At 40.6% G+C, this 12426-nt stretch carries 16 protein-coding genes; 10 read left to right on the forward strand and 6 right to left on the reverse strand.

Features of this window, described 5'->3' with window-relative positions:
* Nucleotides 1–40: 40 nt before the first annotated feature.
* Together ACVW2L_RS06435 and ACVW2L_RS06440 are read left to right on the forward strand one after the other, a co-directional pair.
* Nucleotides 41–2002 carry a family 43 glycosylhydrolase gene (locus tag ACVW2L_RS06435; RefSeq protein ID WP_457127141.1) on the forward strand — a complete coding sequence of 654 codons (1962 nt, stop codon included), beginning with the start codon at nucleotides 41–43 and terminating at the stop codon, nucleotides 2000–2002.
* 11 nt (nucleotides 2003–2013) lie between these two features.
* Complete coding sequence (locus ACVW2L_RS06440) at nucleotides 2014–2907, forward strand: alpha/beta hydrolase (RefSeq protein WP_457127142.1); 894 nt, start codon at nucleotides 2014–2016, stop codon at nucleotides 2905–2907.
* Between the two features lie 116 nt (nucleotides 2908–3023).
* Here the strand turns inward: ACVW2L_RS06440 and ACVW2L_RS06445 are convergent, their stop codons facing one another.
* The gene (locus ACVW2L_RS06445; protein ID WP_457127143.1) at nucleotides 3024–3386 is read right to left on the reverse strand and encodes a winged helix-turn-helix transcriptional regulator; all 363 of its coding nucleotides are present in this window, start codon (nucleotides 3384–3386) and stop codon (nucleotides 3024–3026) included.
* 108 nt (nucleotides 3387–3494) lie between these two features.
* On the opposite strand from ACVW2L_RS06445, the gene ACVW2L_RS06450 reads away from it, so the two are divergent.
* The gene (locus ACVW2L_RS06450) at nucleotides 3495–4097 is read left to right on the forward strand and encodes an FMN-dependent NADH-azoreductase (protein WP_457127144.1); all 603 of its coding nucleotides are present in this window, start codon (nucleotides 3495–3497) and stop codon (nucleotides 4095–4097) included.
* Between the two features lie 76 nt (nucleotides 4098–4173).
* Here the strand turns inward: ACVW2L_RS06450 and ACVW2L_RS06455 are convergent, their stop codons facing one another.
* Nucleotides 4174–4647, reverse strand: coding sequence for a response regulator transcription factor (locus ACVW2L_RS06455; RefSeq protein WP_457127145.1), 474 nt, complete (start codon nucleotides 4645–4647; stop codon nucleotides 4174–4176).
* 109 nt (nucleotides 4648–4756) lie between these two features.
* On the opposite strand from ACVW2L_RS06455, the gene ACVW2L_RS06460 reads away from it, so the two are divergent.
* Both ACVW2L_RS06460 and ACVW2L_RS06465 read left to right on the forward strand, forming a co-directional pair.
* Complete coding sequence (locus ACVW2L_RS06460; RefSeq protein WP_457127146.1) at nucleotides 4757–5548, forward strand: HipA family kinase; 792 nt, start codon at nucleotides 4757–4759, stop codon at nucleotides 5546–5548.
* Nucleotides 5526–5909, forward strand: a complete 384-nt coding sequence (locus tag ACVW2L_RS06465) for a DUF3037 domain-containing protein (RefSeq protein ID WP_457127147.1) — start codon at nucleotides 5526–5528, stop codon at nucleotides 5907–5909. The genes ACVW2L_RS06460 and ACVW2L_RS06465 overlap by 23 nt, the downstream gene beginning before the upstream one ends.
* Here ACVW2L_RS06465 and ACVW2L_RS06470 read toward each other — a convergent pair whose 3' ends face one another.
* Entirely contained in the window at nucleotides 5910–6245 is a 336-nt protein-coding gene (locus tag ACVW2L_RS06470; RefSeq protein WP_457127148.1) for a MerR family transcriptional regulator, read from the reverse strand.
* Between the two features lie 34 nt (nucleotides 6246–6279).
* Complete coding sequence (locus ACVW2L_RS06475) at nucleotides 6280–7665, reverse strand: sigma-54-dependent transcriptional regulator (RefSeq protein ID WP_457127149.1); 1386 nt, start codon at nucleotides 7663–7665, stop codon at nucleotides 6280–6282.
* Nucleotides 7666–8254: 589 nt separating this feature from the next.
* On the opposite strand from ACVW2L_RS06475, the gene ACVW2L_RS06480 reads away from it, so the two are divergent.
* The 3 genes from ACVW2L_RS06480 to ACVW2L_RS06490 all read left to right on the forward strand — a co-directional run bounded on the left by ACVW2L_RS06480 (nucleotide 8255) and on the right by ACVW2L_RS06490 (nucleotide 9840).
* Entirely contained in the window at nucleotides 8255–8803 is a 549-nt protein-coding gene (locus ACVW2L_RS06480; protein WP_457130181.1) for an NADPH-dependent FMN reductase, read from the forward strand.
* A 107-nt stretch (nucleotides 8804–8910) separates the two neighbouring features.
* On the forward strand, nucleotides 8911–9147 hold the full coding sequence (locus ACVW2L_RS06485) for a hypothetical protein (protein WP_457127150.1): 237 nt from the start codon (nucleotides 8911–8913) through the stop codon (nucleotides 9145–9147).
* An 81-nt stretch (nucleotides 9148–9228) separates the two neighbouring features.
* The gene (locus tag ACVW2L_RS06490; protein ID WP_457127151.1) at nucleotides 9229–9840 is read left to right on the forward strand and encodes a superoxide dismutase family protein; all 612 of its coding nucleotides are present in this window, start codon (nucleotides 9229–9231) and stop codon (nucleotides 9838–9840) included.
* A gap of 81 nt (nucleotides 9841–9921) precedes the next feature.
* Here the strand turns inward: ACVW2L_RS06490 and ACVW2L_RS06495 are convergent, their stop codons facing one another.
* On the reverse strand, nucleotides 9922–10533 hold the full coding sequence (locus ACVW2L_RS06495; RefSeq protein WP_457127152.1) for a GIN domain-containing protein: 612 nt from the start codon (nucleotides 10531–10533) through the stop codon (nucleotides 9922–9924).
* Nucleotides 10534–10755: 222 nt separating this feature from the next.
* Nucleotides 10756–11364 (reverse strand): dihydrofolate reductase family protein, encoded by a 609-nt coding sequence (locus ACVW2L_RS06500; RefSeq protein ID WP_457127153.1) that lies wholly within the window; start codon nucleotides 11362–11364, stop codon nucleotides 10756–10758.
* 376 nt (nucleotides 11365–11740) lie between these two features.
* Between ACVW2L_RS06500 and ACVW2L_RS06505 the strand changes: the two genes are divergently transcribed.
* Together ACVW2L_RS06505 and ACVW2L_RS06510 are read left to right on the forward strand one after the other, a co-directional pair.
* Complete coding sequence (locus ACVW2L_RS06505) at nucleotides 11741–12052, forward strand: nucleotidyltransferase family protein (RefSeq protein ID WP_457127154.1); 312 nt, start codon at nucleotides 11741–11743, stop codon at nucleotides 12050–12052.
* The gene (locus ACVW2L_RS06510) at nucleotides 12039–12386 is read left to right on the forward strand and encodes a HepT-like ribonuclease domain-containing protein (RefSeq protein ID WP_457127155.1); all 348 of its coding nucleotides are present in this window, start codon (nucleotides 12039–12041) and stop codon (nucleotides 12384–12386) included. The genes ACVW2L_RS06505 and ACVW2L_RS06510 overlap by 14 nt, the downstream gene beginning before the upstream one ends.
* Nucleotides 12387–12426 lie beyond the last annotated feature (40 nt).

Genomic DNA, 12426 nt, shown 5'->3' on the forward strand with positions numbered 1-12426 from the left:
AAAAATGCGATTTTGCAGCTCAATTATAAAACAACCCATCATGAAGCAGTTTTACCGGATTTCGGCAGTTGCAGTTATTGTGCTGGCAGGCGTAATGTCTGCTCAAGCGCAAAAGGCGACAAAGGTCGATTCCGCCTTATTTTATCAAACCGTTCAAACTTACGTTAATCCGGCATTACCAGGAGACCATCCCGATCCTACGCTGTTGAAAGTTGGTGATGATTTTTATCATTGCGGTTCCAGTTTTCATTTCAACCCATATTTACCAATTTATCATTCAAAAGATCTCGTAAATTGGGAAATAATAAGCAGAGTTTTACCTGCCGCAGGTGCAGGATTTGTTACCGATCGTCCGTCAAATGGAATATGGCAGGGCGCCATAACTTATTTCTATGGCTCTTACTGGATCTATTTCTCGGCAAACGGGCAGTGGTTCTCAAAAGCAAGCTCGCCTAAAGGCCCATGGTCAACACCTGTAAAGGTTAATACTAACCCTGAAACAGGCAACCTTGGGTATGACAACTCTATTTTTGTAGATGATGACGGCAAGCCCTACATGGTAATTAAAAACGGCCAAAAAGTTAACCGCTTGCAAGAATTAGGCAAAGATGGGCAGTTAACAAGTAAGGTGATGAACATGGACTGGATAAACGCCAAATTGCAATATAGCTGGGCCGAAGGCCCGGTAATGTCAAAACGAAATGGCATTTATTACTATTACCCTGCCGGGGATGTTTCAGGCGGGCAATATGCTATTAAAGGTTCGGCCTTAACTGCGGACTCAAGTAAATGGGAGAGGTTAGGGAATTTCTTTAAGCCTATTACCGATGCCAAAGTAGGGTTTCGGCGCCCCAATCACATTGCTGCACCTGTACAGTTAGCAGATGGAACCTGGTGGACAATAGGGCAGAGTTATGAAAAATATGACGGCGATGATTGGTCGGGCCTTGGCCGCCAGACCGGTTTGTACCAGGTAACGTGGGATGGCGACAGACCATGGGGAGCAGCGCCAACTACTCAACCTGTTGTTAAACCAAATTTACCAAAATCCGGAATTGCGTGGAGATCAGTTAAAACTGATTATTTTGATAGCCCAACCCTTGATCTGGCCTGGCATTTCCTTACTAAAAAAGCCTCCACAAAATATTCGCTTACTGCTAAAAAAAGCTGGGTTAGACTCAATGCGGATACAAGTACCACACATTTAGTGCAGAAAGAAACAGACCATTTTTATACTGCCGTAACAAAGGTTGACCTTGATGCTACGGATGCGGCAAGTAAAGCAGGGATTTACTTAACCAGCGGTAATCAGCGCGTTACTGTTAAATTGTATACTGGTTATGATAACGGCAAAAAAATAATTTTCCAGATGGACACTGCCACGCGCAGTGCTGCAAATACCATTGGCAATATTGTATGGCTTAAGCTGGAGAGATATCAACACCGTTTAACTGCTTTCTATAGTTCTGATGGTAAGAAATGGTCATCGTTAGGTGCGCCAATAAGTGCTGTTAATCTTGACAAATCTCAACCTAATTATAATTCATGGGTAGGCACCAGCGTTGGCTTATTTGCAGAGAATAAAACCGCTGATTTTGATCTGTTTATTTGCAAAGATGGATCGTCAGAGATTCCCGCAGAAAGCCGTAGTAATTATTTTGGCGTTACAACTTTAACTAACCAGACCGGCAACCCGGTAACTAATACTTCTAAATTAGGCGGTTGGTTTATGATATCTGGCGTTGAGTTGGGAAAGGCCGCATCGTCAATAACCGTTTCGGCATCAGCAAAAGCAACCGGCCAATTAGAGGTTTACGTTGATGACATACAAAAAAACAAGTTGATTGCTACCATACCCGTAACTGCTACAGAGGCCAGCAGCTGGAAAAGTTTCAGCAAGGCTTTGAATGGCATTGCCGGGCAGCACGATGTTTTTGTAAAGTTTTCCACCGGAACTGCGCAAAACATTCAAATAAAGAGCATTAAATTTACCAATAAATAAAACTTAAAAGAATGAAAGCATTATCACACATTAAAGTAGTTGCCTGCGCAATTGCTTTATCGGCAGCATTTACCTTACCTGCTTTATCCCAAGGCGTTGTAAAACAAATGCCTGTCACATTTGACGTTGAACGTACCGGCATAAAGCATGGCAAAATTGATTCTGTATCTTGGAATTCAACCACTGTTGGAACTGTTCGTAAAGCCACAGTTTACACGCCACCGGGCTATACAGCAAGTAAAAAATATCCCGTACTTTATCTTTTACATGGAATAGGCGGCGATGAAAAAGAATGGTTAAACGATGGCGGTCATCCTCCGATTATAATGGATAATCTCTACGCCGATGGAAAAGCTGAACCAATGATAATCGTTATGCCTAATGGTCGCGCATCGAAAGATGACACCAGGTCAAATTCAATGTCGGGGCCGAAAGTTCAAGGGTTCGCTACATTTGAAAAAGATCTTTTGGTAGACCTTATACCTTATATTGAAAGCAAATATTCAGTGTTAACCGATAGAGAGCACAGAGCTATAGCAGGCCTTTCAATGGGTGGTGGCCAAACGTTAAATTTTGGCTTAGGTAATCTGGATAAATTTGCGTGGGTAGGCGCTTTTTCTTCTGCTCCGAATACTAAACCAGCCGAACAATTGTTCCCTGATCCGGAGGCTGCAAAAAAACAGTTAAAGCTGCTTTGGATATCATGTGGTAGCGAAGACAATTTAATTACCTACAGCAAAAGAACACATGAGTACGCGGCGTCAAAAGGCATTCCGCATATTTACTACATTGAGCCGGGCAAACATGATTTTAAAGTTTGGAAAAACGGTCTTTATATGTTTTCACAATTGTTGTTTAAACCTGTTGATGTTGCTTCATTCCCTAAATATGTTTATTCCGAATAATAAAGTTAGATGTCATTAATAAGAAAAGCATCCCCGCATATTCAGGGATGCTTTTTTTATGGCGTCATATCACCCTTAAGAATTTACCTGACATTAGTAATCAGATTAAACATTACTCAAATAGATCCCTCTCTAATGCGTTCTCTGTGTGATATACCCCAGGCGAATAATGCGGTTAATACATCATTTAGCGAATCCGCGTAGGGCGTAAGTTGGTATTCTACAACTACAGGGGTGCCTGTATGCACATTTCTTTTAACAAAGCCGTTCAATTCTAAATCTTTTAACTCGCTTGCCAATACCTTGGCTGATATGCCTGTTATAGCGCGCTGTATTAAGTTGAAACGTGTATGGCCCTCACGCAGCGCTATGATTACACGTAATTTCCATTTGCCACCGATAACATATAGCGCATCGCCCACTGCGGTTAAACGCCTGGTGCATTCTGGCGTACTTAAGTTTTTCTCTTCTATAACCATCTTATTTTTTATTAACTATACAAAAGGTAAGTACTAACCTTTTGTATAGTGCTAACCTTTTGTTAGTAAATGTAAGTAATTTTGAGAAATCAAAAAAATATTATAACTATGAAAAAGATATTGCACATTATTTCAAGTCCGCGCGGCGAAGCGTCATTTAGTATAAAATTAGGGAATGCCATTGTTGAAAAGATAAAAAAAGCCCATCCGGGCAGCGCGGTGACAGAGGTCAACTTAGATCAACAGAATTTTCCGCATCTTGAAGAAGCGCATATAACTTCATTCTTCACACCGGTTGAAAGTAGGAGTGTTGCGTTGCAGGAAGCCGTTAAACATTCTGATGAGGCAATAAATGCCATCCAGGAAGCAGATATCATTGTAATTGGAGCGCCTATGTACAATTACAGCATCCCCTCCAGCTTAAAGGCCTGGCTGGATCACATCATAAGAGCAGGGGTCACTTTCCGTTATGACGCCAACGGCTTGCATGGCTTGCTCGAAAATAAAAAAGTCTACATTGCCGAATCTACCGGTGGTATTTATTCTGAAGGACCTATGCAGGGAAATGATTTTGTAGCTCCATATCTAAAAACCGTTTTAGGTCATATTGGTTTAACCGACCTGACAGTGTTTAGAGTAGAAGGCACTTCGTTGCCGAACGTGAAAGACATAGCGCTGGAGAAAGGCATTGCCAGCATTCATTTAAATTAGGTTTTATCAGCGTACAAAAAGGGCGCCATTCAAGGCGCTCTCTTGTATGGGCTGAGTAAATAATCCTACCATAGTATCAAGGTATGATGCCTAAGCGTTGAGCCATTTCTACGGCCTGGGTACGGCGTTTTACCTCCATCTTCTCAAATATTTTTGATGAATGTGTTTTAATCGTATTAAGCGAAACAAATAACCGATCAGATATCTCCTTATTACTTAACCCAAGCGCCATCAGTTGCAATACATCCAATTCGCGGGCGCTTAGGTTTAATTTATTAACCTCTAATTGGTTTACCTTAAAATCAGGCATGACTTCTTTATAAACAGACTTTTCAATTACCACCGTTTCCACCTTGGGTTTAGTTAGTTTCAATGCCAACCATATACCCAATGTGGTAAAAAAGATAGCGATGGCGCCAATGTACAGTTCAAAAGCGTGGTTTACGATGATCAATTTAAATTCCAGCCATTTTAACAATACCAGTAAACCCGCAAGAGCGATACCATATAATATAACCTGCTTGTTTTTGTTGATCAACTTAGAATGCATAGTTTACCTTTAGGCGCGCGGTGCCCTTGAATCGTGAAATTACAAACAAGCTATCGCAATTTTAAAAGTATTTAGTTTAAATGAGTAATTTTAGCACCTGAAACACACAATGACTACGACAATTTCTGCCTTGCGAACGGTAAATGTTACCCGTTATGTTACACCATTGCGCGAGGGCGGCTCACTGCCCGCAATAGCTGAGGCGGACGACGATTTTCTTTACGTATTAAAATTCAGAGGAGCGGGGCAGGGTACCAAGGCTTTAATAGCCGAATTGATAGGTGGCGAGCTGGCCCGTACGCTGGGTTTTAAAGTGCCTGAGATAGTGTTTGCTAATTTAGATACTGCCTTTGGCCGTACAGAGCCCGATGAGGAAATTCAAGACCTTTTAAAAGCGAGCGTGGGCCTTAACCTGGCTTTACATTATCTATCTGGAGCTATAACTTTTGATGCTGTAGTTACGCAGCCATCGCCTTTGCTCGCGTCGCAAATAGTATGGCTGGATTGTTTAATTACCAATGTTGACCGTACACCGCGCAATACCAATATGCTGATGTGGCACAAAGAGCTCTGGTTGATAGATCATGGTGCGGCATTGTATTTTCATCACTCTTGGGATAATTGGGAAGAACAGGCGACGCGACCTTTTGTACCTATCAAAGACCATGTGTTACTGCCCTGGGCAACTGAACTTAATACTGTTGACGGTGCGTTTAAAGCATTATTAACAGAAGATAAAATACGGCAAATTGTTGACCTGATTCCTACAGAGTGGTTGGAGGATGAAAACCTAACGGCAGTGCAAAAGCGCGAGGTTTATACACGGTTTTTAACAATGCGCCTTGCAGCATCTGCAACATTTATTGAAGAAGCTAACTATGCCCGTGAAAAACGTTTTTGAGTACGCCGTAATACGTGTTGTACCCAGGGTAGAACGCGAAGAGTTTATTAATGTCGGTGTTATACTGTTTTGTAAGACGACAAAGTTTCTGCAATGTATTATTAAGGTTGATGATGAACGCGTTGCGGCTTTCGCAAATGGATTAGATATTGCAGCAGTAAAAGCTAACCTGCATGCCTTTGCCGAAATAACTAAAGGTAATACCACCTGCGGCCCTATTGCTGCATTGGATGAGGCTTCAAGGTTTAGATGGCTTACCGCTACCCGCAGTACCGTTGTACAGGCATCAAAAGTACACCCCGGGTTAACCGCAGATTGCGAAAAAACATTGCAAAGGCTGTTTGCAGAGATGGTGGCTTAATTAAAGCTGCTCTTTTACCTCTAACAAAAATTTCTTCAGGTTTTCCAAAGAAGCAATTACACGCTGGCTATCCTTAACATCATGCATGTTTTGTTTAAGGTGATCCTTAGCGCCGTTCAGCGTGTAGCCCTTATCTTTTATCAGGTGGAAAATGATCTTGAGGTTCTCCAGATCTTCTTGGGTGAATAAGCGGTTGCCCTTTTTATTCTTCTTAGGCTGAAGTACTTCAAACTCCTTTTCGTAAAACCGTATTAGCGAGGCATTAACATCAAACATGGCCGAGACTTCGCCCATGGTATAGTATAGTTTGCTGATATCGCGTTCTTTATACGGCATATACAAAGGTAATACTTTAATTTAAAGCGGGGAATTACTCGCCCCGCTTTAAACCATATTTTTCTATTTTACTATATAAGTGACTTCGTTGAATGTCAATATCATCTGCAGTTTTTGATACATTCCAGTTGTTCTTCTCTAACTTAAACTTGATATACTCGCGTTCAGCATGATCTTTATACTCCTGGAAGTTCTTAAACTGGTTAAAATCTGTTTGGGGGGCAGCAGCTGCAATTGTCCCATTATTAACAGCCACAGGTGCGGATGGGTTGGCAAACAACTTTACATCGTCTTCGGTTATGGTCTTTTCGCTTAATATAATAAGCCGTTCAATCATATTCCTCAGCTCACGTATGTTGCCCGTCCATGGCAGGGCTTTCAGTGCTTCCATGGCACCATCTGATACCTTTTTAACCGGCATGCCATAATCGCTGCAAATCTCTTCTAAAAAGTTCTGGGTGAGCAGTGGTATATCGTCCTTGCGCTCGGTTAACGGCGGTACATGTATCAGTATCACACTTAAGCGGTGGTAAAGGTCCATCCGGAAGTTGCCGTCTTCAATTTCCTTCAGCAGGTCCTTATTGGTTGCTGCAACCACGCGTACATCTACTTCAATTTCTTTCTCGCCGCCTACACGGGTTATTTTGCTTTCCTGCAAGGCACGCAGCACTTTTGCCTGGGCAGACTGGCTCATGTCGCCTATCTCATCCAGAAATAGGGTACCACCAGAGGCTGACTCAAACTTGCCTATACGCTGTTTAACAGCAGATGTAAACGATCCCTTCTCGTGACCGAATAACTCGCTTTCTATCAGCTCAGACGGAATGGCGGCGCAGTTTACTTCTATTAAAGGAGCGTTAGACCTGTTTGATTTCTCGTGCAGCCAGCGTGCAACCAACTCTTTACCGCTACCGTTGGCGCCGGTTATCAGTACGCGGGCATCAGTAGGGGCAACTCGTTCAATAGTTTCTTTAATCTTGCCAATACTTTGCGATTCGCCAAGAATAGGCCTTACCTTGGATACCTTGCGTTTTAATACCTTGGTTTCTACCACCAAACTGCCACGATCTAACGCGTTACGAACGGTTATAAGCAGTCGGTTAAGATCAGGGGGTTTGGATATAAAGTCGAATGCGCCTTTCTTACTGGCTTCAATGGCAGTTTCTACGGTTCCGTGGCCTGATATCATGATGAAGGGCAGATCGGGCTTAATAGCCAAACCCTCTGTAAGCACTTCCATGCCGTCCATGCGGTTCATTTTTATGTCGCATAGTACCAGATCATAGTTATTGGCGCTTATCATAGAAAGGCCATCAATGCCGTTATCTACATCTTCAACCTCATAGTCCTCGTATTCAAGTATCTCGCGTAAAGTATTGCGGATGGCCCGCTCATCATCTATAATTAATATTTTAGCCATGTGCAGTTTAAGTAGTTGTTAAGTGCTAATATAAAGTTTGTAGTGTAAAGTAAACACTATTTTATTGCGGATGTTTGGCTTAAAAGAAAATTAAACCGGAGGGGTGTTGCACAAAATAAGTGTGCTAAGTAAAAATAAAGCTTCAATATTCGTAATAAGTTATCAATCAGTATGTTATAATTTTGAAATAAAATGACTTTTAAGTCAGTAAATTTATCTGTGTAATAGATGTAAGCTACTGTAAGCGAGTGTTTTGTAAAAGTGAAAAATTGATGTTTTTTTAGCGTTTTGCGTAACAGAATAACAACACGATAGCAACAGAATAGCAACACTTTTGCAACAACGTAATCAGTAAAATTAGCTTAGAGTAATACTTTCTAAGGGATATCGCGAAAGTAAAACTATGGCTATTTCAGCATTGGCGCGAAAGATTCATAGATGAGCCAGAGGGTTTAAGGGGGGGAGCATGCGTAATGCATGAATAAAGTATTTTTCAGGTGGATTTATTTATTTCTATATTTCTTGCGAATACCTGTTTTAGATAAACTTTATTCGCGCAGCTTGTGATGAAAAAAATTAAAAATTAGCTATTTCCGGAAGCACAAGAAAAACTTCTTCCAATCTAAATCTTATAAAAGCCATAGCACATCTTACATCAGAATTATTTACCATTACTATATTTGACGGTTTATCAAAACTTCCGCACTTTAATCCCGATTTAGATAACGAATTCGTTCCGCAAGAAGTTAAAAATTTCCGTAAAAATCTACGAGAAGCCGAGGGAGTATTAATTTGCACCCCTGAATATGCAATCGGAGTTCCGGGAACATTAAAAAATGCTATCGACTGGACAGTATCCTCAATGGAATTTTCACAAAAACCGGCTGCGCTTATTACGGCCTCCTTATCGGGCGAAAAAGCACATCAATCGCTATTAGGAACGTTGTTAATACTTGAGGCCCGAATGACTTTAGAGACGCAACTGCTGATTTCCTTTTTAAAGACAAAAGTGAGCGATGAGGGTAAAATAATTGATGATGATACTTTAAATGGTGTTAATAAACTGATTCAGTCGTTGACAGAAATAATTAAAAACAACAACGATGGGTTGCTTAGTGCCCCAATTCTTAATGTGTAACCCAATGTTTTAATCGAATTGCGGCTTTTACACGTAGCTTGCTATTGTGACTCCACCAAAACATAACTGCCACACAACGTGTTATATACGCATTAAAACTTAAATTTATGGAAGGTATACACGAAAGGTTTTTAATCTCAGTAAGATCTGGTAATAAAGACAGGGAATTTGAAGTGGTTCCTAATATTGGGCATTATGCTATCCTGGAAAATGATGTAACGGTAGCCGAAATAGTGATTGGCGAAAACGGCGCCAATGTGGAGGGCAAAACTTTACCCAAAGATGTATTGGCATCATTGGTAGAAAAAATTCAGCACCATATAAATACCGGTTTGTCGTCGTAATCCAATTTACGCCGCTATTATCCTCCGACCAAAACAATTTTTATTAAAAATTTATTTAGAGTTTAAATAAACACTAAACTCATGAAAAAACATTTTTTAACGGCAATAGGCTTTTGCTTTGTGCTGGCCATGGCTGCCTGCGGCGGCGGTGAGAAGACCGAAGTGGTAGATACACTCCAAGACACATCTAAAATGTCAGACACGGCAGCGCATGCCATGGCTGTTGACACGGCAATGTACGAAGCGGCAAGCGCAGACCTTAGTGGTACCAAAACTGACACCGTAGTTACCGGCATGGCAAAATTTAACCACAAAGGCAACAAAGTAGAACTTGTATTAACCCTTAATGTACCTAAAAAAGCAAACTCAACAGTAGCTGTGCACTTCCATGAGCATGGCGATTGCGGCGATGAGGGTAAAGGCGCTCACGGGCACTGGAACCCAACCAAAGAAGATCATGGCAAATGGGGTTCGGCCAAATATCATTCTGGCGATATTGGCAATATTAAATTGGACAAAGACGGAAAAGCCACGCTTACCATTGAAACAGACCGCTGGACTATTGGTGGCCCTGAAAAAACCAACATTTTAAACCGCGCTATAATCGTTCACTCGGGTGTGGATGATTACACCACCCAGCCAACAGGTAATTCTGGCAGCAGGATAGGATGCGGTGTTATTAATAAACTGTAATACACGCACGGCTAATAAAATAAAAAACGCCTTCGGAAGTAATCCGGAGGCGTTTTTTATAGGGGTTAATATCTTTCTAAATTATAAACTCGCGTGCATTGCAAAACGGATTCCGTGTGCGCGCGTAGGTTTTGGTTGCTCTATTTTGTTTTCTCTTCTGGTATGGCTTTGCAGATTGTCGTTGTTAACGGTTGCTGCCGCAGCATAGTTTAGCTCGTAGTTTTCAATACGTCCGGCAAATTCTGCATGGGCTTCGTCGTTAACAGTTATGGTAGCGCCAATGGCATCAATATTTAACTGAGCCACAGCTTGGTCATTTAGGGTTATGTCTATCCCTTTTGCAGAAAAAGCATCACCGTATGATCTAACACTTGCATTATTGTTAGCAGTTATGGCTTGCAGGTCATTTACAGTTACAAACACAGTTAGTTTTTCTGACGCATATGATGCAATGCGTAAAACACCGTCTTCGTTTTTTACAACCGCGTTGCCTCCGTAATAATCATCGTATATTTTAACAGCATCATAATCTCCGTTTACAAGGTAAACATCAACGTTGCCGCTGGCTTCTATTTTGCTGATATCGCCTACCTGGGTTAATTCAACAGCGCCGTTATCGGCTTTGGCGTGTGTAATGTTTGTGCTTACTAATAAGGCTACTGCTGCAATGATTGTTGTGATTTGAGTTTTCATTTGTCTGAATATTTTAATGAGTGAATATTTTTCTAATTATTTAAATACACCCCTATGACAAGCTGAAAGCCAAAAAGTTAAGTGGGGGATAGTGTATAATAGACAACTCGCGTTGTTGTGTAGGCGAATGAGCTGATTGTGTAGGCGAGAAGAGAAAAATAATTAACAAAAAAATAGCCATGACATGAGCCATGGCTATTTCAATACTAAAATTTCAACTATTTAAACGCCCATGTTACCGGTTTTTACATCACCGTCGCGTTTGTAATTGGCTATTATCACGCCTTTATCTGATACAAAATTTTCAACCAGTTTAAATGATCCGGGAAGTGAGTTATCAGCAAATAGCTTTTTGCCTTTACCCAATATAATAGGATGGGTCATTATCCAAAGTTCGTCAACCAGATCATGCTCAAGCAGCAGCTGAACCAACTTGCTGCTACCCCATATTTTTATATCGGCACCTTCGGTGTTTTTTAGCTTTTTAATATCCTCAAGGTCATTCAAAACCGATGAATTGTTCCAGCCGGTAACTATGTCGTCTTCGTTTTTTAGTGTTGTTGATAGTACGTATTTAGGTGCTTCGTTAACGCCCGGCCATATTTCGGCGTGTTTTGGCCAGTAGGTAGCAAAAATATCGAAGGTTTTTCTGCCCAGCAGAAGGTCTGCCGGTTCAAGCATTTTTTTAAATAGGAATGCAGAGCTCTCATCATCAAATGGTGCGCTCCAGCCGCCATATTTGAAATCTTCTGATGGATCTTCTTCCGGTCCACCCGGTGCCTGCATTACGCCGTCTAATGTGATGAATGATAGAACAATAATTTTTCTCATGATGTTTAATCTCCCAATTACAATTTAAATTATGTCAGTTTGTTTGATACAAATTTCGATATTAAGATGATGCAGCGGCGGGTGTATATGCGACTAACTATAGGGTATAGTGCGACCGGATTCATTAAAACAATAAGCCCCAAGCAAAATGCTTGAGGCTTTTTTGTGACCGAGGATGACGAGTTTTCGAACTATTTTTACAAGACTTTAAAAATTTGATGCTACTGCTGAGGATATTTCAAGAAAGTGCAAAAATACATTAGAAGAAGAAGATTTTCAGTTTATCGATTTTTTTTATAAAACTACACTATCAGATGGGTCAATTAGCTTCCTGCGGTGAACTATTTCTTTTGACATTAAATACTTAACTTTGCATATGCAAATTGCGATTCAAAATAAAAGTATGTTATTGTCGGCATTGGTCGATAATAAACAGAAAATAAGATCATTTGGCGTTACAAAGCTGAGTGTTTTTGGTTCGTTTATTACCGGTAAAATAAAACCGGATAGTGATGTTGACTTTTTAGTTGAGTTTGAGCCCCAACAAAAGAATTACGACAATTTTATTGAATTATCTTTTTACTTAGAAGATCTACTGGGCAGGAAAGTTGAATTGGTCACTACTCAAGGGTTAAGTAAACATATTGGCCCTTATATACTAAAACAGGCAGAATATGTTGCCATCTGAGTTTGAATTACTAAAACATATATTAGACGAAATATCTTTTGTCTTGAAGGCTATCGCCGGAAAAGATAAAGAATCTGTTATCAATGACCCTGTACTATCAAGGGCTATCATAAGGAGTTTGGAAATAATAGGTGAGGTTTGCACGAAACTTGATCCAGATTTTAAAGCAACCTACCCCCACATTGAATGGAAAAAAATGAGTGGCACGCGGAATCGTCTCATACATGATTATTTCGGTGTCGATTATGATATCGTTTGGGATATTATTAGCACAAAACTTCCAGCATTAAATGATGATATTCAAGAGATATTTGACAAAATCGGCAATAACTAATATTCTTAACTTTCAATTACCAATAAGCATTACCTATGCT

This window comes from Mucilaginibacter sp. HD30 (assembly GCF_054061755.1).

Excerpts from the sequence above, each read along its gene's own strand:
- ACVW2L_RS06435 (WP_457127141.1), top strand. The coding sequence starts at position 41 with ATGAAGCAGTTTTACCGGATTTCGGCAGTTGCAGTTATTGTGCTGGCA.
- ACVW2L_RS06440 (WP_457127142.1), top strand. The coding sequence starts at position 2,014 with ATGAAAGCATTATCACACATTAAAGTAGTTGCCTGCGCAATTGCTTTA.
- ACVW2L_RS06445 (WP_457127143.1), bottom strand. The coding sequence starts at position 3,386 with ATGGTTATAGAAGAGAAAAACTTAAGTACGCCAGAATGCACCAGGCGT.
- ACVW2L_RS06450 (WP_457127144.1), top strand. The coding sequence starts at position 3,495 with ATGAAAAAGATATTGCACATTATTTCAAGTCCGCGCGGCGAAGCGTCA.
- ACVW2L_RS06455 (WP_457127145.1), bottom strand. The coding sequence starts at position 4,647 with ATGCATTCTAAGTTGATCAACAAAAACAAGCAGGTTATATTATATGGT.
- ACVW2L_RS06460 (WP_457127146.1), top strand. The coding sequence starts at position 4,757 with ATGACTACGACAATTTCTGCCTTGCGAACGGTAAATGTTACCCGTTAT.
- ACVW2L_RS06465 (WP_457127147.1), top strand. The coding sequence starts at position 5,526 with ATGCCCGTGAAAAACGTTTTTGAGTACGCCGTAATACGTGTTGTACCC.
- ACVW2L_RS06470 (WP_457127148.1), bottom strand. The coding sequence starts at position 6,245 with ATGCCGTATAAAGAACGCGATATCAGCAAACTATACTATACCATGGGC.
- ACVW2L_RS06475 (WP_457127149.1), bottom strand. The coding sequence starts at position 7,665 with ATGGCTAAAATATTAATTATAGATGATGAGCGGGCCATCCGCAATACT.
- ACVW2L_RS06485 (WP_457127150.1), top strand. The coding sequence starts at position 8,911 with ATGGAAGGTATACACGAAAGGTTTTTAATCTCAGTAAGATCTGGTAAT.
- ACVW2L_RS06490 (WP_457127151.1), top strand. The coding sequence starts at position 9,229 with ATGAAAAAACATTTTTTAACGGCAATAGGCTTTTGCTTTGTGCTGGCC.
- ACVW2L_RS06495 (WP_457127152.1), bottom strand. The coding sequence starts at position 10,533 with ATGAAAACTCAAATCACAACAATCATTGCAGCAGTAGCCTTATTAGTA.
- ACVW2L_RS06500 (WP_457127153.1), bottom strand. The coding sequence starts at position 11,364 with ATGAGAAAAATTATTGTTCTATCATTCATCACATTAGACGGCGTAATG.
- ACVW2L_RS06505 (WP_457127154.1), top strand. The coding sequence starts at position 11,741 with ATGCAAATTGCGATTCAAAATAAAAGTATGTTATTGTCGGCATTGGTC.
- ACVW2L_RS06510 (WP_457127155.1), top strand. The coding sequence starts at position 12,039 with ATGTTGCCATCTGAGTTTGAATTACTAAAACATATATTAGACGAAATA.